This is a genomic window from Ruegeria sp. AU67 (genome assembly GCF_900312795.1).
GTDB classification, from domain to species: domain Bacteria; phylum Pseudomonadota; class Alphaproteobacteria; order Rhodobacterales; family Rhodobacteraceae; genus Ruegeria; species Ruegeria atlantica.
In genome coordinates this window covers 150,025-170,971 of the sequence record NZ_OMPH01000011.1, presented here as the reverse complement: position 1 = coordinate 170,971, position 20,947 = coordinate 150,025, and the positions used below count along the sequence as shown (strand labels likewise).

Below are 20,947 nucleotides of genomic sequence, written 5' to 3'. Positions count from 1 at the left end.
CAGGTGTAGAGGGCAAGAGCGCGACAGATTGGAACAACGGGCCGCACATATTTGGCGTTCAATACCTGGATTTGGTCTTGGGACCATCCACCGTAATGGAATCCAGGGACAGCGTATGATCCATATTTTGCATCCGATGGCGCAACATTTGTCTGGATAGGCGCATCAAGACCGACATACATTCGGGATCATTTGCTTTGTTCCGCAATTCTCCACCATCTTGCTGATCAAACAGCATGGGCGGAAGGTCTGCGGCGAATTCGACCAGAGTGAAACGCTCATCCCTCAGGATGCCCAGACATGAATCGCTATTGCCCGTACCCAAAACCTGCTGCCAGATTGTTGGCTGCTCGGGTTCGGCAAAATCCAATTCGCTGAAGGAATATGTGCGCCAATCTTCGGGGATTTGCCCTTGCATCAGCGGCAGCAACGATCGACCGTCCATGGAATTTGGGATCGGCTGGCCGACCCAATCCAGTATTGTCGGCGTTATGTCGATGGATTCCGTCGGTACGGAAATCACTGATCCGGCCCGCGATTGATTGTTCGGGTCCCGGATCATCAATGGTGTTTTATAGGCTGCATCAAACACCGCCATCTTGCCCCAGCTGTGTCGGTCGCCCAGCATTTCTCCGTGGTCCGCAGTGATGACAACCAACGTGTCGTCGTATTGGCCGCTATCCTTCAGGAACTGGACGACACGCCCGATGTGGTGGTCAACCTCGGTCGCAAGGCCCAAGTAAACGGCGCGTAGGGATTGGGTGTTTTCAAGCGTCGGCTCAACCCCGTCAAAGCCCAGAACAAAATCACCGGCAGACGTATTGTCAATTGTCGGGCCAATAAACGGGTGCATCGCCCGCTCATCCAACGAATTGGAGAACCCTTCGGGCCGAGGCAGGGTCGCTGGGTCATACATATCGTTGTAGGGTGCCGGGGCGACCAATGGCGGGTGTGGTCGAATATAGGTCAGATGGGCAAACCAGTCTTGGCCAACATAAGGCGCCATGCTGTTCAAGAACACGTCCGTCAGGAAGGCGGTATCACTGTCTTCCGCCCGATACATCGCAGGGTCATTCAATCGGGGATCACCCCCATCCGGCGCGACCGGCTTGTGAACGTCCCAGTAGTCTTCGAACGCATAACCCTTTTGCATCAGATGTCCGCGCCAAGGATAGGATTCCTCCAACCGCATTTCGAGGACCTCATGAAACCCAGCCATTGGGTGTTCATAGGATTTCAGGATCGGATCGTTATGATCATGTACCCTAGGGTCGGCGGATGTATCCGTGTATCCAAACAGCATGGGCAGATAGCCGGCTTTGCGCATTTCGGTCGCGATGTTCGGGGTATCATGCCGCAACGGGGTTCCATTGCGAACCGACCGGTGGTTCATCGCATATTGCCCGGTCAGGATTGACACACGCGAAGGGCCACAGGGGTTGGTCACCGAAAAATGCCGGTCAAACGTCACCGCCTCGTCCATGAATGCACGCAGGTTTGGCAGATCGACATGGGCCGCTAAAGCGCCGTTCAGACAGTCGGCGCGCAACTGATCTATGATGATGAACAAAACATTCTTAGCGTGCCGCATTTCGCTCTCCCTGATTCCACGTCAGTGGCGCCAGAGCGAACTCTGTCTTGGTTCGCAGAACCCCGCAATACCTGAGTCACAACCCATCGGATTTTCGCCCCGCGCGCCCTTGCAACAGAAGCAACAGATTAATTTGAAATGATCTTGCACCGGTCGGCCCAGTTGAGCACAAAACCGACCACAACCATGACTTTGGTGTCTGGCGATGTCACTTAGACGCTATTGAGCGGCAAGAAATACAACGTAGTTCGCAAAAATCCGTTGCAGGTCAATGTCCTTTGCCATCACATACGCTCATGACGCAGCCAGTGATACAGTCGGACCGTGACGCCAACGGCGTTTACCTGCGGGTTTCGGGTGATCTGGTGACTCAATCCCTGGACATGGTCGAAAAGGCGTTTGAAGGGTTTCGAGCAGACAGTAGCGAACTAACTGTCGATCTTTCGAAGGTCGGAGCACTGGATACCGGTGGCGCATGGCTGATTGCCGATGTTGCGCGGCGCGCAAAGGCAAGTGGAGCAAACGTACATTATGAAGGGTTAAAGCCCGCTCATTCCGCTCTTTTAGAGACTGTGGCGGAAAACATTCCCGACGACCCCGGTGTGGCAACTAAAAAGCGCAGTTTTACCGACTGGGTCGCAAGTGTCGGGGAACGCACCGCCCAGGCCGGAAAAGACATGCTATCCCTATTGGGCTTCCTGGGTCTGACGCTGCATCGCCTTGTCCGTACAATTCTAATGCCGCACCGTCTGCGCAAAGCGGCCTTGGTCTCGCAAATGGAAGAGACCGGACTCAAGGCCATCCCGATCGTTGCCCTTATGGGGTTCCTGATCGGCGTCGTATTGGCCTTTCAGGGCGCGACCCAGCTAAAGCAGTTCGGCGCCGAGATTTTCGTGGTCGAACTGATTTCGATCTCAGTTTTGCGTGAGCTCGGCATTTTGCTGACAGCGATCATCGTTGCTGGGCGTTCAGGCTCGGCTTTTACCGCCTCGATTGGCTCGATGAAGGTTCAGGAAGAGATCGACGCAATGCGCACGTTGGGTTTGGACCCAATCGAGGTGTTGGTGATCCCGCGTGTTGTTGCCCTGTTGATCATGCTGCCGATCCTTGGTTTCATCGCCGACCTTGCCGCCCTGATCGGCGGCGGATTGATGAGTTGGATTGACCTTGGTGTCAGCCCCGGCATGTTCGTCACACGCCTAAAAGAGAACACCGGTATTTGGCAATTCGCAATTGGCATGATCAAGGCCCCCTTCTTTGCTTTGGTCATCGGCGTAATTGCTTGTTGGCAGGCCATGCAGGTCAAGGGGTCTGCCCAATCCGTCGGGCAACGAACCACGGCTTCGGTCGTGCAATCCATCTTTCTGGTGATCGCTTTGGATGCTTTGTTCTCGATCTTCTTTTCGGTGATGGAGGTCTGAGATGGACGGCACGACGCTGGAACAGACATCTAAATCCGACGTTCAACGCGAAGCGGTGATCCGCGTTCGCAATCTTACAAACCAGTTTGGTCCGCAAGTTGTACATCAGAACCTAAATCTGGATGTGTGGCGTGGTGAAGTTCTGGGCATTGTCGGCGGATCGGGAACTGGCAAATCGGTATTGCTGCGCACGATTGTGGGCTTGAACAAACCTGCGGCAGGCAGCATCGAGGTGCTGGGTGTCGACGTGTTGAACGGCCCAGAGCAGGAACGCCGCCGGATCGAGCGCCGCTGGGGTGTTGCTTTTCAGGATGGGGCTTTGTTTTCCTCATTGACGGTTTTGCAGAACGTGATGGCCCCGCTGCGCGAACATACAGGGTTGAGCGAAAGCCTGATGTGTGCGCTTGGCAACCTGAAGATCAGCCTTGTCGGATTGCCACAACTCAGTTGCGGTAAATTGCCTTCCGAATTGTCCGGCGGGATGCGCAAACGCGCCGCCCTTGCGCGCGCCTTGGCTTTGGACCCCGAGATCGTATTTCTGGACGAGCCAACCGCCGGCCTCGACCCAATCGGCGCGGCGGCGTATGACGAGTTGATCGGTGAATTGCAGCATGCTTTAGGCTTGACCGTCTTTATGGTCACGCATGACCTCGATAGTCTTTATGCCATTTGCGATAGGGTCGCAGTGCTCGCAGAAAAAAGGGTTCTGGTTGAAGGTCCGATTGAAGAAATGACCAAAGTCGACCATCCTTGGGTTCAAGAGTATTTCACCGGCCCCCGGGCCCGCGCGGCGCAAGAGAAGGGGCAGGACAGGTAAAGGCTATGGAAACCCGGGCAAACTATATCCTGATTGGAGCGTTCACAATCGCGGGCATCCTTGGTGCCTTCGGGTTTTTCCTATGGCTCGCGAAATTCGAGGTGTCGCGCCAATACGCATATTACGACGTTCTGTTCGAAAACGTATCGGGCCTCTCCTCCGCAGGTGGCGTAAGTTTCAATGGCTTGCCCGTTGGTCAGGTGATCTCGTTGAACCTGGACGAAGACGATCCGTCAAAGGTGCGCGTGAAGCTTGAAGTAGATGCCGACATACCCGTCACCGAAGATACAATCGCGCAGCTACAATCTCTGGGTGTTACAGGCGTCAGTTATGTTGAGCTGACAGGTGGCAAAAGCGGCGACAAACCCTTGCCGGAAAACAGCGTAATCAAAAGCAAGCGCAGCGCAATTCAATCCTTGTTCGAAGGCGCCCCGAAAGTTCTGGATGAGGCGGTTACCCTGCTTGAAAGTCTGAACTCGGTCGTTGACGACAAGAACCGCCAATCCGTCAGCGAAATTTTGGACAACCTGGCTTCTGCGTCCGGCAGGCTGGACAAAACGCTGACAGATTTCGAAAGCTTGTCCACCGACCTTGGCGGCGCTGCCAAGCAACTGGGCAACTTTACAACGCGGCTTGATAAATTGGCCGATACAGCCGAAACCACCCTGACGACAGGGACAGACACACTCAAAAGCGTAAAAACTGCATCTGAGTCCGCGACAGAAACACTGAACAGCGCCAAGACAACAATTGAATCGGCCGATCGCATAATACAGGACGACGTGAAACCATTTATCGATCGAGCCTCAACATTGGCAGAACGCCTGACCGGCCTGTCCGACGAAGGCAGCGTTGCCTTGGCGACCGCGACCGAGACCTTTGTGAATGCAAACAAAACACTGGGGTCGATCACGGCAGCGATGGATACAGCAAACACCACATTGGCTTCTGCGGAACGCGCTTTTGACTCGGCCAATGAGGTCATCAACAAAGACGTCGGCGCAGTCATGGACGATATCCGCAATGCGGCCAATCAGGTCGCCTCAACAGTGTCTAATGTCACAAGCAAGTTGGACGAAATTTCGGCCGATATCCTCAATGCATCGCGATCGGCGTCCGAGTTGCTGGGCACCATCGACGGCATCGTTCAGGACAACCGACGGCAATTGTCCGACTTCCTCCGCGTCGGCCTGCCGCAATTCACACGTTTCGTAGAAGAGTCGCAACGATTGGTAATCAGCCTGGATCGGCTGGTGGACAAGGTCGAACGTGACCCGGCACGCTTCTTACTGGGAACCCAAGCTTCGGAGTTTCGCCAATGATCAGGCTGTTTCTTTTGGTTCTGGCGTTGGGGTCGCTGGGCGCGTGCACTGGGTTGGGCACGCTGAGGCAGGCATCCAAGCCAAACGACCTGTATCTTTTGACGCCGAAAAGCACCTTTTCGTCTTCGTTGCCGCGCGTCCAGAAACAAATCGTTGTACAGGAACCGACAGCAACGGCGGCGGTCAATACCGATCAGATCGCTATTCAGCCGACCCCATTGCAGGTGCAATACCTACCGCGCGCCAGATGGGTCGACCGTGCACCGCTTATCGTACAGGCGCTGTTGGTCGAAAGCTATGAAAACAGTGGCAAGGTGGCCGCTGTTGGTCGCTCAACCGTGGGCCTGCGCGCCGATTATGTCATCGTTCCGGACCTACGCGAATTTCAGGGGTTCGTCGTCAGCGATGTTGAGGGGACAAAAACCATCCGCGTCGAAGTGCGCATGAACATTAAGATCATTGATGAATTCGAAGACAAGATCATCGCGTCTAGTTCATTTCGGGAAGTTGTTGCCTCTGCCAGCGATGCGACGCCTGACCTTGTGAAAGCCTTTGACGATGCTTTGGGCAGGACCATGCGCGACGCCGTAGAGTGGAGCGTGCGCCGGATCAACACACATGCGGCCAACAACCAAAGATCGTATTGACGGGACACGGGCGCTGCCCAACGCAGCGCCCCATTGCCCGCTGTTACCGTGACAACGTTTGCGCAAGCCGCATGAGCGTGGCAGCTTCGGCCCTGTACCCAAAGGGATCTTCACCGCGGGCTGCGTTTGCCAATCCGATCGCATCGTCGTAGGACCAGTTCCCCAGATATTCTGCACCGCGCAATAACTGCCCGAACCCGGCGATGGCATAGGAAAAGCGGACATCGTCTGAAACCTCGTCCTGCGTCGCCGCAATGGGCTGTTCGATCAACCGGCTCTGGTCGGACCCCGGCGTTTTATAACGCAGTTTGAAAAACCCGATCTCATCCGAACCGTCACGTACCACTTGGGCATTATAACGCAACGGATCGTTCAGGATCGCGTCTGAACCAACAGGCGTGACCTCGTAAATCGCCGTAACCGAGTGGCCTGCGCCGATATCGCCGGCGTCCACTTTGTCATTGGTGAAATCTTCCCGACGCAACGCGCGCGTCTCGTATCCGATAAGGCGATATTCGGCGATTTGTGACGGGTTGAACTCAACCTGGATTTTGACGTCGTTTGCGATTGGGAACAATGCGCCCGTCAACTGGTCGACCAGGACTTTTTGCGCCTCGCTCAGCGTGTCGATATACGCGGCCTGTCCGTTTCCGTTCTGGGCAAGTGCCTGCATCGTGGCATCGTCCAGATTACCCCGGCCAAAACCCAAAACACTCAGGAACGTACCGCTGTCACGTTTATTTGCTATGAAGTCTTTCAGCGCATCAGGATCAGACAAGCCAACATTAAAGTCGCCATCCGTTGCCAGGATGACGCGCGTGACCTCACCGTCAGCGCTCATGCTTTCGGCTACCTGATATGCCTGTTGCAACCCGGCCAGACCTGCGGTCGAACCGCCTGCCTCCAACTGGTCGAGCGCGCCGAGGATTTTGTCACGTTCCACGGCCGCGGTGGGTTCCAGAACCTGCCCCGCGCTTCCGGCATAGGTCACGATCGAGACCTCGTCCTCTTCTCGCAACTCTGACAGCATCAAACGGAACGATTGTTTTAACAGTGGTAGTTTGTTGGCATCATGCATCGATCCCGAGGTATCGATCAGAAAGACCAGATTAAGCGGCGGTCGGTCCTCAATCTGCGGCAATGCCCCTTGGATACCGACATGCACAAGCTGAGTACCCTCATTCCAAGGCGTCGGTGTTACTGTGATCGTCGGCCGGAACGGCGCGTCCCCTTCTGGTGCGGGATACGAGTAAGGAAAATAATTTACCATCTCTTCGACACGGACGGCATCCTTGGGTGGAAGCTGACCGCGCATAAGAGAGGACCGGACGATCGAATAGGAGGCCGTATCGACGTCAATTGAAAAGGTGGAAACAGGCTCTTCACTGGTGACTTTCAGAGGATTGGCTTCAGCGTTTGAAAACGCCTCGGTATCCGGGAAGGGTAGAATTCCCACCTCTGGTTCAACCATCATATGAGTGGCATCGCCCGAAGTGATGCCAAGTCGCGCAGTGTTTTCAGCAACCAAGCCCGAAACGCCTTGCTGAGGGGCGGCCGCTTTGGATCGCACGGGCGCGGCATACTCTTCAACTACGACCGGGGCCTCAACGACGAGATCTTCCAATGCGGCAGAATCTGCTTCGGGTGCGGGCGCAGGGCTTTCACTGCGCGATAGGGGCTGCACAACGATGTCGCGGGACTGCGGCACGAACATGATCAGCGCAACAGCGGCAATTGCGGTTGTGGCGGTCAGGGCGCCGCGATGGGACAAGGCATTCAACATGGATTTCGCTCCTTCTGTCATGCGGGCCATTGGGCCTCGCTTAACAGTCGGACGCACAGCAGCATGCGATCCTTGGTTGTGTGCAAATTTTTTCTGAGCCAATTTCAAGTTTTTCGCCCGCCGTTCGGCATCTGGTGCCGGCGTCGCGACATCCATCAAGGCTTTGAAATCATCAAGATCATCGGTCATTGTGCCAATTCCTCTTGTCGCAGGGCGCGCAGACGTTTGCGAATGTCGGACATGCGCCAGGACACGGTGCCTTCGGACACGCCCAGAACTGCAGCAGCTTCGGCGTGTGTCATTTCATCCTCTAACGTCAGGGCCAGAGTATCTTGCAAATCGGGTGGCAGAGACCGCATGGCGCGCTGCAACCAATCCATTGCTTGGGCCGTTTCGGTCGCCTCTGCCCGGCGCAATTGCTCCACATCACCCCACCCTGCGGCGGCGCGGCTGTGACTTGCCTGGCGACGCCGGGCGTCCTCGGCCGCGTTGACAACAACGCGGTAGAGCCAGGTCGTGAACTTGGCCTGCGCCCGGAAGCCCGCGATTTTGGTGGGCAGCGCCGCACAGATATCCTGTGTCAGATCCTCGGCCTGATCAGCCCGTCCGGTCAGACGAAAAGCCAGACGAAAGACCCGTTCGTAATGGCGCTGCAACAGGGTCGCAAACGCATCAGCGTCCCCGTCCGCGGCGGCCCTGGCCAAGTCTTCATCCGATGTTTTCATACGCATCACACTGAGTATGACGGATCGAAAACGTCAATCCTTGGCGATATCTCCAAAAAAATTAAAAGCGATCCGCCGAGGCAAGTTTCCAATCGGCCGCGTAGTCGGACGGTATTGTGTCTGTCAGCAAAACGCCCTCGTCGATAAGGGTATAGAGTTCGGCATAAGACCGTTCCCGCTCGTCTGCCGTACGGCGGCGGATATCTACAGGGTGAAGCTCGGACACCTTGTCTTTGCCCATAGCGCCCAAAAGTTCGCGGAAGCTTTCCAAGGTCGCATCGTGAAAGCGGTGTACGCGCTGGCGTTTTTGGGGAACATTGACCGCCCTGCCCCGTATCGGGTCCTGAGTGGCAACGCCGGACGGGCAGCGGTTGGTGTTGCAATGCAACGCCTGAATACACCCCACGGCAAACATCATCGCGCGTGCCGCGTTGCACATGTCGGCCCCCAGCGCGAATTTCTCGACCATGTCGTAGCCGGTTGCCACCTTACCCGAACAGATGATCCGGATATTGTCGCGCAAACCGACGCCACGCAGGCAGTTGTTTACGAAAATCAGCGCCTCGTTCAACGGCATGCCCAAACGGTTGGTGAATTCGACCGGGGCAGCACCGGTACCGCCTTCGGCACCGTCAATTGTGATGAAGTCCGGCAGGATTCCTGTTTCCAGCATCGCCTTGCAAATCGCCATAAACTCGGACGGTCTACCAATACACAGCTTGAACCCGATTGGTTTGCCGCCAGACATTTCCCGCAGATGCTGCACAAAATGGATCAGACCGGTCGGGCCTTCGAAGGCAGAGTGGATAGGCGGAGATATCACGTCCTGATGTTCGGGCACGCCGCGAATTTCGGCAATTTCCTGATCCACTTTTGCGGCAGGCAGCACCCCGCCATGCGAGGGTTTGGCCCCCTGCGACAGCTTGATTTCAATCGCTTTGACAACGTCCTTTTTTGCCTTTTCGGCAAACAGGTCCTTGTCAAAACCACCCTCGGGCGTGCGGCAGCCGAAATAGCCTGTTCCGATCTGCCAAATGATGTCGCCACCCTCGGCCAGATGGTGCGGGGACAGGCCACCCTCACCCGTGTTATGCGCAAATCCGCCGTCCTTGGCCCCGCCGTTCAGTGCCCGGATCGCATTGGCGCTGAGCGCCCCAAAGCTCATGGCGGAGACGTTCAGCCGCGATGCACTGTATGGCTGCGTGCATTGCGACCCACCCAGCATGATCCGTTCTTCGCTTTCATCCACATGCTTGGGCGCAAGCGAGTGGTTAGCACGATGATATCCGACTGACAGGACGTCGTATTGCGTACCAAAGGCCTGCGTATCCACCTGTCCCTTGGCGCGCGAGTAGACAAGCGATCGTACGATCCTGTTGAAAGGGCGACCGCTTTCGTTGGTTTCCACAAAATACTGCCGGATTTCGGGGCTGACGAACTCCAGCATGTACCGGAAATGCCCCAGGACCGGATAGTTGTTCAGCACGTTGTGTTTGGTCGTCAGCATGTCGTAAAGGCCGATCACGGCATATGGAATGAGCACCACCAGCAACCAATGGGCGGGCGGCCAGAAAAAACCCCACAACAGGGTCAGCGGCAGACACGCATATGTAATGAAGTAATAGAGTCTGCGTACAATCATTCGTGCTCTCCCAGGGTCGCGTGCTTTCCAGCCTGCTGTAGCAGGCGAGGTGTTCGCCAAACGTGGGCCAAATCGCTGTTAGATTGCAAGCGATTGTGCCCGCCTTCACGTAATCGGGCGAAGATGTGAAATATGGCGCGGACATTGGTCACGGTTGATCCGGACAACGTCAGCTATTATGCCCGAAGAAACGGGATAGGGGCAGGACGGCAGGCTGTGACACAGAAACGAACGCATGTTCGGACCACGGCATTGATGTTCGGAGCCGTGTTTATTGGTGGCGCAGCAGGGTCGCTGCTGCGCGAGTTGTTCTCGGTGAGCATACCGCATGCCGGATTTCTGACGCAGACCTTTGGCATCAATATAGTGGCTTGCTTCATACTGGGGTGGCTGTATTCGGTGCGAAACCGAGTCCATGCCCATGTTCTGCATCTTGGAGCTGTCGGCTTTTGTGGTGGCCTGTCGACCTTTTCCTCATTTGTTTTCGAATTGGAGCGGTTGGCGTTGTCCAACATCTGGGTTGCGGCTTCGGCCGCTGCGTTGGAAATCGTGGCGGGACTGGCAGCCGCCATTCTGGGTGAGGCTATCGGAAGGCGCTTTCATCCACCGAGGGCGACTGAATGAGCGAATTGTTCCTGCACGCGATGTTCGGATTAGGCGGCGGTTTAGGGGCTGTTTTGCGCCACTGGATCGCTCTGCGGATTGTCCATGACCTGCCGTTTTCAACTCTGATTGTGAACATTCTGGGTAGTCTGCTGCTGGGGTTGTGGATCGGCTATCTCGGCGGATCAATAGAGATGGGCGAAGAACAAAAACGCCTGGTTTTTGGTTTTTGCGGCGGCTTCACGACGTTTTCCAGCTTTGCCTATCAGTCGCTGGAACTCAGACGCGAACGGACCGTCGCGCTGGCGGCGGGCAATATATTGCTCAGCCTGGGTCTTTGCTGGGCGGCGCTGGCATTTGGCTTGTTCCTGATGGGTTAATGTGCAGGTACTGACGCCTGCGTTCCAGGTTTAGGTGCTTTGCAAAAGAACAGCAGCGGAATGGTCGCCAAGGCCAAAAGCCCTAGATTGTTGAAGACGGTCAGATATGAAATCAGTTCAGCCTGCTGCGCGATCTCCTGCCCCAGAATGGCCGCCCCCTGCGCACTGTCTGGCGTCAGGTTCAGTGGCGCAAGATAGTCTTGGGCGGCGGGGTTATAGGGCGTCACGTTTTGGCTGAGAACTGCCGTGTTTGTTTGAAGGCCCCGAACGACCCAAGTTCCGACCAAGGAAATTCCAACCGATGATCCAAGCTGACGGGTCACATTGAACAGGCCGGATGCCTCATCCTGCCGCGGTTTGGAGATGCTTTCGAAGGCCAATATCGACATCGGCACAAACACTAGCCCCATTCCCAGACCGCTTACGGCGCCTGGCCAGGCAAGCTCCCAAAATCCCGCATCCATGTTGAGCGCCCCCATCATGAAATTGCTGACAGCCGTCAAAAGCATACCGAGCCCCGCTAGGACGCGTGGATCGAAACGCGTAACCAGAACAGCGCCGGTCAGGACCATCGACAGGCCGGCGGCGACCCCTCGCGGGATAAACAAGTGGCCCGATGTGATGACTGGATAGTCCAGCAAGTTCTGAACGAAAGTTGGCAGGATCGCGATACCGCCGAACAGGGAAATGGCAAATCCGGCGATAACCAGATTGCACAGTGCAAAATTGCGATCCGCAAAAAAGCGCAGATCGACAACCGGCTTTTCCGTGGTCAGCACATGGATGATAAACCCAAACGCGCCCAAAACCGACGCGATGAGGGCAACCTGAATGACACGCGATGACAACCAGTCCTTGGTCTCTCCCTGATCCAGAACAAATTGCAGGCAGCCTATGCCAATGGCCAGAAGGGCAAGACCCTTCCAATCGATGCGAACCTCTTCGGTTTCGTCGTCTGGCAACTCTCCAGCCAACAATAGCAGTGCCATCGCGGCAACCGGTAGGTTCACAAAAAATACCATCCGCCACGAGAAATACTCGGTCAGGATTGCTCCTACTGTGGGGCCCAACACCGGGGCTACGACGACTCCCAAACCGAAGACCGCCATCGCCTGCCCGCGTTTTTCACGGGGATAGGCGTCGAATAGAATGGATTGGGACAACGGGATCAGAAACGCCCCGAACATGCCTTGGGCCAGGCGAAAGGCGACGATGGTCTCAAGGCTCCAGGACAGGCCACACATGACCGACATCGTCGCGAACCCGGTCACAGCGGTCAGGATCAGACGTCGACGGCCGACACGGCGGGCGACAAAGCCCGTCAGCGGCATGACCACAACGGCCGACACAATATAACTGGTCAGTATCCACGTGGCCTGATCGGTTGTTGCCCCGAATGCCGCCTGAATATGGGGCAGCGCAACATTGACGATTGTACTGTCGAGCACCTCAAGAACAGCGCTGAGGACAACAGCAACCACAATCACCGGATTGATGTGGCCTGCTGCCGGGGATGTCATTTTTGGGCCTGCGGTGTGGTATCCACGGTCACCTTGCTACTGCCACCCACGCGCAAGGGGGCATCCGTAGGATCAAGTTCAACCCGCACCGGAAAGCGCCGCGTGACTTTGACCCAATTCCCGCTAGCGTTCTCGGATGGCAACAGCGAGAACGTATCCCCCGACCCCCGTCCTATTGACGCAACTTTGCCCGTCAGGGTGACGCCCGGCATCATGTCGATCTTTACCGTGACCTGCTGACCCGGACGAATTCGTGGCAGAGAAGTCTCTTTGAAATTGGCGTCTACCCACCAATCAGACGACTCGACGATGGAAAACTGCGGCGCGTTGGCTGAAACCGACGATCCAGGTCTGAGTGTCAGGTTGGCGATCCACCCATCTGCCGATGCAAAGATCTTGGTCCAATTCTGATTGGCCTGCGCAATTTCCAATTGAGCTTGCGATGACAGAATATCATCCTGTTTGGCCGCCAGACCGCTTTGCAAGGCCAACAGGGCGGATTGGCTTGTGGTAAGCTGCGCCGCGGCGCGCGCAAATTCCGAACTGGTCTGATCCAGTGACGCCTGCGCCAGATCACCATCTGAAAACAGCGCCTTAGCACGTTCCAGATTGCTCTGAGCCGTATTGTAGGCCGACTGGGTACTTTCGACCACCGCTTGCGCAGCCGCTATCTGCGTACCGTAAGACTGCGCCTGCTGCACCGCGCTGTCGAGATTGGCCTTGGCCTGATCAACCGAAGCTTTGAATTGCGTATCGTCGATCGTAAACAGCAAGTCCCCGGTTTTGACCGGCTGGTTCTCAATCACAAGCACTTCGGCAACCTGACCGGTGACTTGTGGTGCCACGTATATGATATTCGCCCCCACATAGGCGTCATCGGTCGAGGGGTATCGTTCCTGATGGCGCCAGTACAACAGCAGCCCGACGGCAATTGCGCCCAAGATGACCACCGCGCCAACGACCTTTAGAGATTTCATGAACCAGCCCCCTTCATTTGGCTTGGCCGAACGTCACATTGGAAACGTGTGCATCCGAACCGCCAGATTACCCATGATCCAAACAGTTCCAAGAATGATGATCAGCAGCACCATCGTGGAAAACAGGATAAGGTCCAGATCTTCGCGGCTGCTGCGACGTCGGTCGATGTGCAGGAAATAAACCAGCTGTACGATCAGCTGAGCCAATCCGAGCAGGCTGATTGCAAGGTAAACGCCCTTTGTCTCAATACCGAAACGGTAAGCGATTCCAAATACTGCAAAGGTCAACAATAATGACCCACCATAACCGATTACATAGCGGCGACGCTCGCGGCGATGCATTTCGCTGCGCTTATCCATAGGTCAGCCCTCCGAAATAAACGATAGTGATGATGCCAATCCAGATCAGGTCCAGAAAGTGCCAAAACAGCGCCAGCCGCACCACGCGAGACATCAACAAATCGGTAAGGCCAAAAATTCGTAGCTGAATACCCAGCACGATCAACCAAATGCACCCGGCCGTGACGTGCAGACCGTGCAAAGGCACCAGCCCATAGAATGCTGACAAAAACCCACTGCGCTGTGGGATACCCCCCTTTTCGGCCATCGACATGAAGTCGCGCATTTCCAGAACCAGAAAACTGAGACCAAGAACCAGTGTCACGAAGAACCAGAATACGATCCGCCACCGCGGAAGGTTGTATTTTAGCGCCAGCATCGCCAGCCCCACGGTCAGGCTGCTGGTCAAAAGAATAAGTGTCTGGGCAAAGATGCTTTTCAGGTCGAATAGTTCGTGTGGCCCCGGTCCGCCGGCCTGTGCATCAATCATCGTGATGTAGATCGCGAACATCAGTCCGAAATAAACCAAGTCGCTCATCAAAAAGACCCAGAACCCGAAGGTGACGACTTCGCTTGCCTTGTCGGCACTTGCGTGCCGCCGTCCAAGGTTCAGGCCGGGATAGCTGTGGGTGGGCGCGCGTTTCATGTCACGGCCTCCAGATCAGGGCGGGGCAATCCGCGATTTTCCGGGGCAGTTTCGTGATCACGATCTACGGGCGTAGAATTGTGAACCAGATCCAACCAGGCTTCGTGCTGCTTACGCACGTCGTCTGCCGGAATGACCCGCTCTGTTTCGGCCTTGAACGTCCATGCGATAAAGGTCGCGAGCATAAAGATTGTCATCAGCGCCGCCAGCCACCAGATCCACCAAACCAGCGCAAACATCCAAACCCCGCTGAGTACGCAGAGACTGAACCCAATTCCAGTGTTCAGCGGAACCGAGATATCCTCATAAGCATCTGGCGACGGGTACGCGTTGCCGCGCTCTTTCGCGGCAGCGAAATCGTCACGATCGGTCACATGGGGGATGATGGCAAAATTGTAGGAAGGCGGCGGGGCCGGGATCGACCATTCCAACGTATGCGCATCCCACGGATCACCGACCGGAACTCGTGCCTTTTCCCGATCACGGATACTAACCCACAGTTGCACGATCACCGACAGCAAAGCCGCCAATATGATCAGCGCGCCGACGACGGCGACGATCATGTACGGGTGGAAGCTCGGGTCCTCCCAACTGAATGACCTGCGTGGCATTCCCATCAGGCCGACGAAATACAGCGGCAGGAATGTCAGCATGAACCCGACGGTCCACAACGCAACCGAGACGCGGCCCCAGAATTCGTTCAGGCGGAACCCGAAAGCTTTGGGGAACCAATAGTTGTATCCGGCAAGCAGTCCGAACAGCACACCCGGCAAAAGGACATTGTGGAAGTGGGCGACAAGAAATAGCGTGTTGTGGACCTGATAGTCCACTGTTGGGTTTGCGAGGATCACACCGGAAAGCCCGCCGATGACAAACAACATCAAGAAAGATAACCCGTAGAGCATCGGCACCGAAAACCGGATGCGCCCGCGGAACAGGGTAGCCATCCAGTCATAGACCTTCACGCCGGTCGGGATAGCGATCAGCATTGTCGCGATGCCAAAAACGGCATTGATCAGCGCGCTTTGACCCATGGTGAAGAAGTGGTGCAGCCAGACAGTGAATGACAACACCGCAATCGACATGGTGGCGATAACCAGCGAGTTGTAGCCATACAGGCGCTTGGCCGAGAATGTTGCGAAGACCTCAGAGTAGATACCGTAGGCCGGCAGAACCAGCAAATAGACTTCGGGATGACCAAACAGCCAGAACATATTGGCATAATTCATCATGTTGCCGCCAAGGTCGTTGGTGAAAAAATGAAAGTCCAGATACCGGTCCGCTGCCAGCATCAGTGCGGCAACGCCCAGAGGCGGCATGGCAAAGACAATCAGGATCGAGCTACAGATGATTGTCCAGCAATACATCGGTAGCCGCATGAATTTCATGCCAGGTGCGCGCAACTTATAGATCGTGACAGCAAAATTGATGCCCGTCAGAGTGGTTCCGACACCAGAGACCACGATCGCCCAGATCCAGTAGTCAGGGCCAACACCGGGATTGAACGCCGCACCGGTATATGGCGGATATGCTGTCCAGCCGCCGGTCGAAAACTCGCCCACCACAAGCGACACCATCAGCATCATCCCGGCTGAGACGGTCAGACCAAGGCTGATCTGGTTCATCACAGGAAAGGCCACATCGCGCGCACCGATCATCAGCGGTATCAAGAAATTCGCTAACCCAAACACAAACGGAACGGCGACAAAGAAGATCATGATCGTGCCATGGGTACTAAATAGCTCGGCGAAATGCTCGGCCTCAAGAAATCCATCGCCCGGACCGGCCGCCTGCTGCGCCCGCATTACCACGCCTTCCAAAACGCCGCGCGCAAGCATGACAATTGCAAAGACGATGTACATGATGCCGATCTTCTTGTGATCCGCACTGGTTAGCCAATCGCGCCACAATGGTCCCCAAAGGCGAAACCACGTTAATGATCCAACGACGACGATGACACCGACAATCACTATCGCAGCGGCAGTGTTGGCGACAATCTCGTTCGTGTTGGGATTCTGAATAAGCCCTGTAATCGGAAACGCGTCCCAATTCAGGCGGCCGAAGAAGCCAGAACCATTGGTGGTCATTGCTGCGCCTCCTGCCCGAATTCTACCGTCCCCGGCTGCTGGTCGGCCGTCAGAGCATTGTTGCCGTGATACCGATGCACAATTGAATGAAACAGGTTGCTGTCCTCCAGCGTGAAATACAACGCGTTATCTGGCATTTGCGCGGTTCCCAACGCGGCTTGCACCTCGTCCCGGTCCGTCCGCATGGCCAAAATGCGATAGGTCTCGTCATTCAGCGCAATGCCGTTACTGCGCACCTTGTCGACCCATTCGTTGAATTCCTCGACGGACATGGCAACGGTTTGGAACTTCTGTTTGGTGAACCCGCGCCCGTTATACTGGGTGTTTTCGCCCTGCATTGTTGCAGCCACATCCGACACAACATGCAATTCCGTAGTCATACCGGGCATTGCATAAATCTGGCCTGCCAAAGCAGGGATCATGAAGGACTGCATCACAGTATCGGTCGTCAGTGTCATTGCGACCTGCTGTTTGACGCGGATGCCAAGCTCTCCGACGCTGGCGATGCCAAGATCGGGGTAGATGAACAGCCATTTCCAATCCAATCCGACGACCTGAACGTTCAGCGCGGGCATTTCGCCAAAGCGATCCGAATATGGGTCCAATCGGTGGGTCGCCTTCCACAGATAGAAAGATAGCAGCACGACAATCAGAACCGGCACGCCCCACATAACGAACTCCAACGGACCGGAGAAATCCCACTTGGGCCGGTATATGGCTCCGCCTTCTTTGCGCCGCCGATACCGAAAGGCAATCAGCGGCACCAGAACAAGAACCGGAACAACCGCCAACAGGATCAGGACAGTTGCGCGGAAAAGATGCACTTTTTGGACAGCGGCAATCGGACCTTGTGGGTCCATAAAACTGTCACTTGCACCGGCAGCTTGCGCCGTAGCAGAGAGAGCCGCAGCGACAATCACAACCTGCATCGCCTTTGGTGACATTCGGAATAGGGCCACGCCTGATTGTCCTCCTAAAGCAATCTCTCGCGCCAACTATCGGCAGACAAATGAAATTTCTCAAGGCTTTTTCCCAAATAGGTCGGTGCTCGGCCGCCGACCCTGATCAACGGTGGGAATAGGCGCAGACAAAACCACGGGAAAACCGCTGTTGACTTGCGGCTTTGACCAAGCCAGACCTTAAGCGATGCGATGGATCATGTTCGTCCTGGGTCTTTGGTGCCTGTCCACAAGTGCAACCGCGCAAGATCGTGCTGCGGTTGAAAGACAATTCCAGTCTTGGCTGCAAGACACCATCTGGCCAAAGGCCAGAGCCAAGGGTGTTTCCAGGCGCACGATGCAACAGGCCTTTGACGGTGTGACGCTGAACTGGAAATTGCCGGATCTGGTGCCTCCGGGGCAACCGATCAAAACCCCGAAACGGCAAAAACAGGCTGAATTTGGCTCCCCGGGTCGATACTTCAACGCGGGCTCCGTTCAGGGCGCGACATCCGTCGGGCGGCAGATGGCCCGGCGACACGCCGCAACCTTGGCGCGCGTCGAGGCCGAAACAGGCGTGCCCGCCCGCATCATTCTGGCCATCTGGGGTCGTGAGAGCGGCTATGGGAAAGTTCCCATTCGACACAACACCTTCCAGGTGCTGGGCACCAAAGGGTTCATGAGTACCCGCGTTGACTATTTTACCAAAGAGCTGATCGCGGCGCTGCAAATCGCCGAAGCGGGCGATGCACCGCCGGGCACAATGAAAAGCAGCTGGGCGGGCGCTTTGGGCCAACCGCAATTCATGCCCTCCAATTTCCTGACCTATGCGGCCGACGGGAACGCGGACGGGAAAGCTGACATTTGGACCTCAGCCGAAGATACAATTGCCTCTATCGGGAACTATCTGGCGCAGCATAGCTGGAGGGCCGGGCGCGATTGGGGGTTCGAAGTCGTTGTTCCTGACACAATATCCTGCGCGCTGGAAGGTCCTGACCAAGGCAGACCCATTCGGGACTGGGCCGCAATGGGAATTGCGCGCGTGTCAGGCAAGCCGTTTCCAAAACATGAACTGGCCGGAGATGGGTATTTGATGATGCCCGCCGGGCGGAACGGCCCTGCCTTTGTCGTCACGCCGAACTTCTATGTCCTCAAGGAATACAACAAAAGCGATCTGTATGCCTTGTTCGTTGGACACGTCGGAGACCGCATTCAATATGGCGTTGGCAATTTTTCTGGTCGCTGGGGCAAGATCGACGCCATGTACCGATCCGATATCGCTGCCATGCAGCGCACACTGGAACAACAAGGGCACGACGTCGGAGGGGCGGATGGCCTACCCGGGTTCAAAACCCGTCGTTCGATCGGACGCTGGCAAGAATCGATCGGCCAAGCTCCTACCTGCTTTCCTGATGCGGGAATGAAGACCAGCCTGAAACAGTAGCGATTCGCCCTGATCCAGATACCCCTCAGCTGTTTGACCCGACGGAAACAACCAAACGAAAATCGGCAGCCTTCACGAAAATGTCACGAAGCCTCCGAGTTTCAACATAAAATTTCCACTGCACCCCCGTTTCCATTCACATTCCACCTATGGTTGCCCAATTTTAAGGCAAAGGCTTTAACCTTTTTTGAAATAATGCCACGTTCGACATCAGTGAAAGGCGACTTTTGCAAACACGTTCCCGACTGCAAACCGAAAGACTGCGACGCGGTGTTCATTGCGATCTGAAAAAGCAAAATTCGAACCAGTCCCGGTCTCTTTCTGGGTCGGACAAACATGGTGGCCCTCAGCCATCCTGAAGGGATGCGCGTGGGTTGCTGAATAAAAAACGGGAGTTGAAAAACATGAACAAGTATATTCGTACATCTCTTGCGGGGCTGTTGACCTCGACCATGATAACCGGTGCTGCATTTGCCGCCGGAACCCATCCGACTACCGGCGAAGCGTTGGCGGATGACCAAACCTTTACCTATCGTATTCTGGACGAACACAGCTCGGTTGATCCTCAAGTTGTTGAGGATGTTTCCGGCGCCGAGATCGTGCGTGACCTGTTCGAAGGCCTGATGAACCAGGACGAAGACGGCAATCTGGTCCCCGGTGTTGCCACCGGTTACACCACCAACGACTCCAAAGACGTTTACACCTTTACCCTGCGCGACGATGCGAAGTGGTCGAATGGTGATCCGGTAACCGCCAGCGATTTTGTTTTTGCCTGGAAACGTGCCGTCGATCCCGCCCTGTCCTCGCCCTATGCATGGTTCATGGAACTGATGTCGATCGAGAACGCATCTGAAATCATCGCAGGTGACAAGTCGGTTGACGACTTGGGCGTCAAAGCCATCGACGACCACACGCTTGAAGTGACGCTCAGCGCACCGCTGCCGTACTTCCCGCAAATGACCACGCATTCGACCACTTTCCCTGCCCCGCAGAAAGTTATCGAAGAGTTTGGCGACGCCTGGACCAAGCCTGAAAACATCGTATCGAACGGTGCATACGTCCTGACCGAGCATCTGCCGCAGGAACGTTCGGTTCGTGAGCGGAACGAAAACTACTGGGATAACGACAACACGATCATCGAAAAAGTCGTGGCACTGGTCATCAACGACGAAAACGTCGCGCTGACCCGTTACCTAGCAGGTGAGCTGGACCGCACAGAAGTTCCCGCAGGTCAGTTCCCACGCCTGCAAAAAGAGCATCCGGAAGAAGCAATCAGCTTCCCGCGCCTGTGTAACTATTATTACACGTTCAACCTGTCCGATGGTGGCCCCGAAGCCTTCAAGGACCCTAACGTCCGTCAGGCGCTGTCCCTGGCAGTTGATCGTAAGATCATCACCGAGAACATCATGGCAGGTGGGCAGCCGCAGGCTTATACCTTTGCCCCGGCAGCAACCGCTGGCTTTGACGTTCCAGACGTAGAAATGGCGTCCATGTCGCAGGCCGAGCGCGACGAACTGGCCAAGGAACTGCTAGCCGCAGCCGGTTATGGCCCCGACAACCCACTGAGCTTTGAGATGGTTTACAACACCTCGGAAGCGCACAAGAAAGTTGCCGTGGCCCTGAGCCAGATGTGGAAGCAAAAGCTGGGCGTCAATGCCGAACTGGCCAACATGGAATGGAAGATCTTCCTGGAAGAGCGTGGCAACCAGAACTTCGATATGGCACGCGGCGCATGGTGTGGCGACTATAACGAAGCCTCGACCTTCCTCGATCTGCTACAGTCGGATTCCGGCTATAACGACGGCAAGTACAACAATGCCCGCGTTGATGAACTGCTGTCCGAAGCCAAAACCTCTGACGATGCGGCACCTCTGTACACCGAGGTCGAGCGTATCATCGCGCAAGAGACGCCCGTTATCCCTATCTATCACTATGCTGGCGTCTACATGATGGACAGCGATGTCGGTAACTGGCCGGTCAAAAACGTAGAGCAGAACTGGTATTCCAAGAACCTCTACAAAACCGCCGAATAATCTTCCTTAGACCAAGCTTTGCCCCGGAGTTC

At 55.7% G+C, this 20,947-nt stretch carries 18 protein-coding genes; 8 read left to right on the top strand and 10 right to left on the bottom strand.

Annotation, left to right across the window (positions count from 1 at the left end; translation table 11 throughout):
* Nucleotides 1–58: 58 nt before the first annotated feature.
* Nucleotides 59–1,591 carry an alkaline phosphatase family protein gene (locus DK510_RS03870; protein ID WP_109310982.1) on the bottom strand — a complete coding sequence of 511 codons (1,533 nt, stop codon included), beginning with the start codon at nucleotides 1,589–1,591 and terminating at the stop codon, nucleotides 59–61.
* Nucleotides 1,592–1,887: 296 nt separating this feature from the next.
* Between DK510_RS03870 and DK510_RS03865 the strand changes: the two genes are divergently transcribed.
* Genes DK510_RS03865 through DK510_RS03850 form a run of 4 tightly spaced genes read left to right on the top strand, consistent with a single transcriptional unit; the run spans nucleotide 1,888 to nucleotide 5,798 of the window.
* On the top strand, nucleotides 1,888–3,012 hold the full coding sequence (locus tag DK510_RS03865) for an MlaE family lipid ABC transporter permease subunit (RefSeq protein ID WP_109310981.1): 1,125 nt from the start codon (nucleotides 1,888–1,890) through the stop codon (nucleotides 3,010–3,012).
* A 1-nt stretch (nucleotide 3,013) separates the two neighbouring features.
* Entirely contained in the window at nucleotides 3,014–3,829 is an 816-nt protein-coding gene (locus tag DK510_RS03860) for an ABC transporter ATP-binding protein (protein WP_109310980.1), read from the top strand.
* A gap of 5 nt (nucleotides 3,830–3,834) precedes the next feature.
* Nucleotides 3,835–5,151 carry an MlaD family protein gene (locus DK510_RS03855; protein WP_109310979.1) on the top strand — a complete coding sequence of 439 codons (1,317 nt, stop codon included), beginning with the start codon at nucleotides 3,835–3,837 and terminating at the stop codon, nucleotides 5,149–5,151.
* The gene (locus DK510_RS03850) at nucleotides 5,148–5,798 is read left to right on the top strand and encodes an ABC-type transport auxiliary lipoprotein family protein (protein ID WP_109310978.1); all 651 of its coding nucleotides are present in this window, start codon (nucleotides 5,148–5,150) and stop codon (nucleotides 5,796–5,798) included. Before DK510_RS03855 ends, DK510_RS03850 begins: the two co-directional genes overlap by 4 nt.
* A gap of 43 nt (nucleotides 5,799–5,841) precedes the next feature.
* Here the strand turns inward: DK510_RS03850 and DK510_RS03845 are convergent, their stop codons facing one another.
* The 3 genes from DK510_RS03845 to DK510_RS03835 all read right to left on the bottom strand — a co-directional run bounded on the left by DK510_RS03845 (nucleotide 5,842) and on the right by DK510_RS03835 (nucleotide 9,948).
* The gene (locus DK510_RS03845; protein WP_109310977.1) at nucleotides 5,842–7,770 is read right to left on the bottom strand and encodes a VWA domain-containing protein; all 1,929 of its coding nucleotides are present in this window, start codon (nucleotides 7,768–7,770) and stop codon (nucleotides 5,842–5,844) included.
* Nucleotides 7,767–8,306: an RNA polymerase sigma factor gene (locus DK510_RS03840; RefSeq protein WP_109311187.1), complete on the bottom strand. Its 540-nt coding sequence runs from the start codon at nucleotides 8,304–8,306 to the stop codon at nucleotides 7,767–7,769. The genes DK510_RS03845 and DK510_RS03840 overlap by 4 nt, the downstream gene beginning before the upstream one ends.
* A gap of 61 nt (nucleotides 8,307–8,367) precedes the next feature.
* Nucleotides 8,368–9,948, bottom strand: a complete 1,581-nt coding sequence (locus DK510_RS03835; RefSeq protein WP_109310976.1) for an FMN-binding glutamate synthase family protein — start codon at nucleotides 9,946–9,948, stop codon at nucleotides 8,368–8,370.
* Between the two features lie 132 nt (nucleotides 9,949–10,080).
* Here DK510_RS03835 and DK510_RS03830 point away from each other — a divergent pair, with 132 nt between their 5' ends.
* Nucleotides 10,081–10,572 carry a CrcB family protein gene (locus DK510_RS03830; protein ID WP_234998883.1) on the top strand — a complete coding sequence of 164 codons (492 nt, stop codon included), beginning with the start codon at nucleotides 10,081–10,083 and terminating at the stop codon, nucleotides 10,570–10,572.
* A complete protein-coding gene (locus tag DK510_RS03825; RefSeq protein WP_109310975.1) occupies nucleotides 10,569–10,931 on the top strand; it encodes a CrcB family protein in 363 nt (120 codons plus the stop codon). The genes DK510_RS03830 and DK510_RS03825 overlap by 4 nt, the downstream gene beginning before the upstream one ends.
* On the opposite strand, the gene DK510_RS03820 is transcribed toward DK510_RS03825, so the two are convergent.
* Genes DK510_RS03820 through DK510_RS03795 form a run of 6 tightly spaced genes read right to left on the bottom strand, consistent with a single transcriptional unit; the run spans nucleotide 10,928 to nucleotide 17,459 of the window.
* A complete protein-coding gene (locus DK510_RS03820) occupies nucleotides 10,928–12,451 on the bottom strand; it encodes a DHA2 family efflux MFS transporter permease subunit (RefSeq protein WP_109310974.1) in 1,524 nt (507 codons plus the stop codon). The genes DK510_RS03825 and DK510_RS03820 overlap by 4 nt on opposite strands.
* On the bottom strand, nucleotides 12,448–13,428 hold the full coding sequence (locus tag DK510_RS03815) for an HlyD family secretion protein (protein ID WP_109310973.1): 981 nt from the start codon (nucleotides 13,426–13,428) through the stop codon (nucleotides 12,448–12,450). Before DK510_RS03815 ends, DK510_RS03820 begins: the two co-directional genes overlap by 4 nt.
* A 33-nt stretch (nucleotides 13,429–13,461) precedes the next feature.
* Nucleotides 13,462–13,788, bottom strand: coding sequence for a cytochrome o ubiquinol/quinol oxidase subunit IV (locus DK510_RS03810; protein WP_058277205.1), 327 nt, complete (start codon nucleotides 13,786–13,788; stop codon nucleotides 13,462–13,464).
* Nucleotides 13,781–14,413, bottom strand: a complete 633-nt coding sequence (locus DK510_RS03805) for a cytochrome c oxidase subunit 3 (RefSeq protein WP_109310972.1) — start codon at nucleotides 14,411–14,413, stop codon at nucleotides 13,781–13,783. The genes DK510_RS03810 and DK510_RS03805 overlap by 8 nt, the downstream gene beginning before the upstream one ends.
* Nucleotides 14,410–16,500: a cbb3-type cytochrome c oxidase subunit I gene (locus DK510_RS03800; protein ID WP_109310971.1), complete on the bottom strand. Its 2,091-nt coding sequence runs from the start codon at nucleotides 16,498–16,500 to the stop codon at nucleotides 14,410–14,412. Before DK510_RS03800 ends, DK510_RS03805 begins: the two co-directional genes overlap by 4 nt.
* Entirely contained in the window at nucleotides 16,497–17,459 is a 963-nt protein-coding gene (locus DK510_RS03795) for a ubiquinol oxidase subunit II (protein WP_200833203.1), read from the bottom strand. The genes DK510_RS03800 and DK510_RS03795 overlap by 4 nt, the downstream gene beginning before the upstream one ends.
* Nucleotides 17,460–17,658: 199 nt before the next feature.
* Between DK510_RS03795 and DK510_RS03790 the strand changes: the two genes are divergently transcribed.
* Nucleotides 17,659–18,882 carry a lytic transglycosylase domain-containing protein gene (locus DK510_RS03790; RefSeq protein ID WP_370246169.1) on the top strand — a complete coding sequence of 408 codons (1,224 nt, stop codon included), beginning with the start codon at nucleotides 17,659–17,661 and terminating at the stop codon, nucleotides 18,880–18,882.
* Nucleotides 18,883–19,286: 404 nt separating this feature from the next.
* Nucleotides 19,287–20,915 (top strand): peptide ABC transporter substrate-binding protein, encoded by a 1,629-nt coding sequence (locus DK510_RS03785; protein WP_109310969.1) that lies wholly within the window; start codon nucleotides 19,287–19,289, stop codon nucleotides 20,913–20,915.
* Nucleotides 20,916–20,947: the final 32 nt, after the last annotated feature.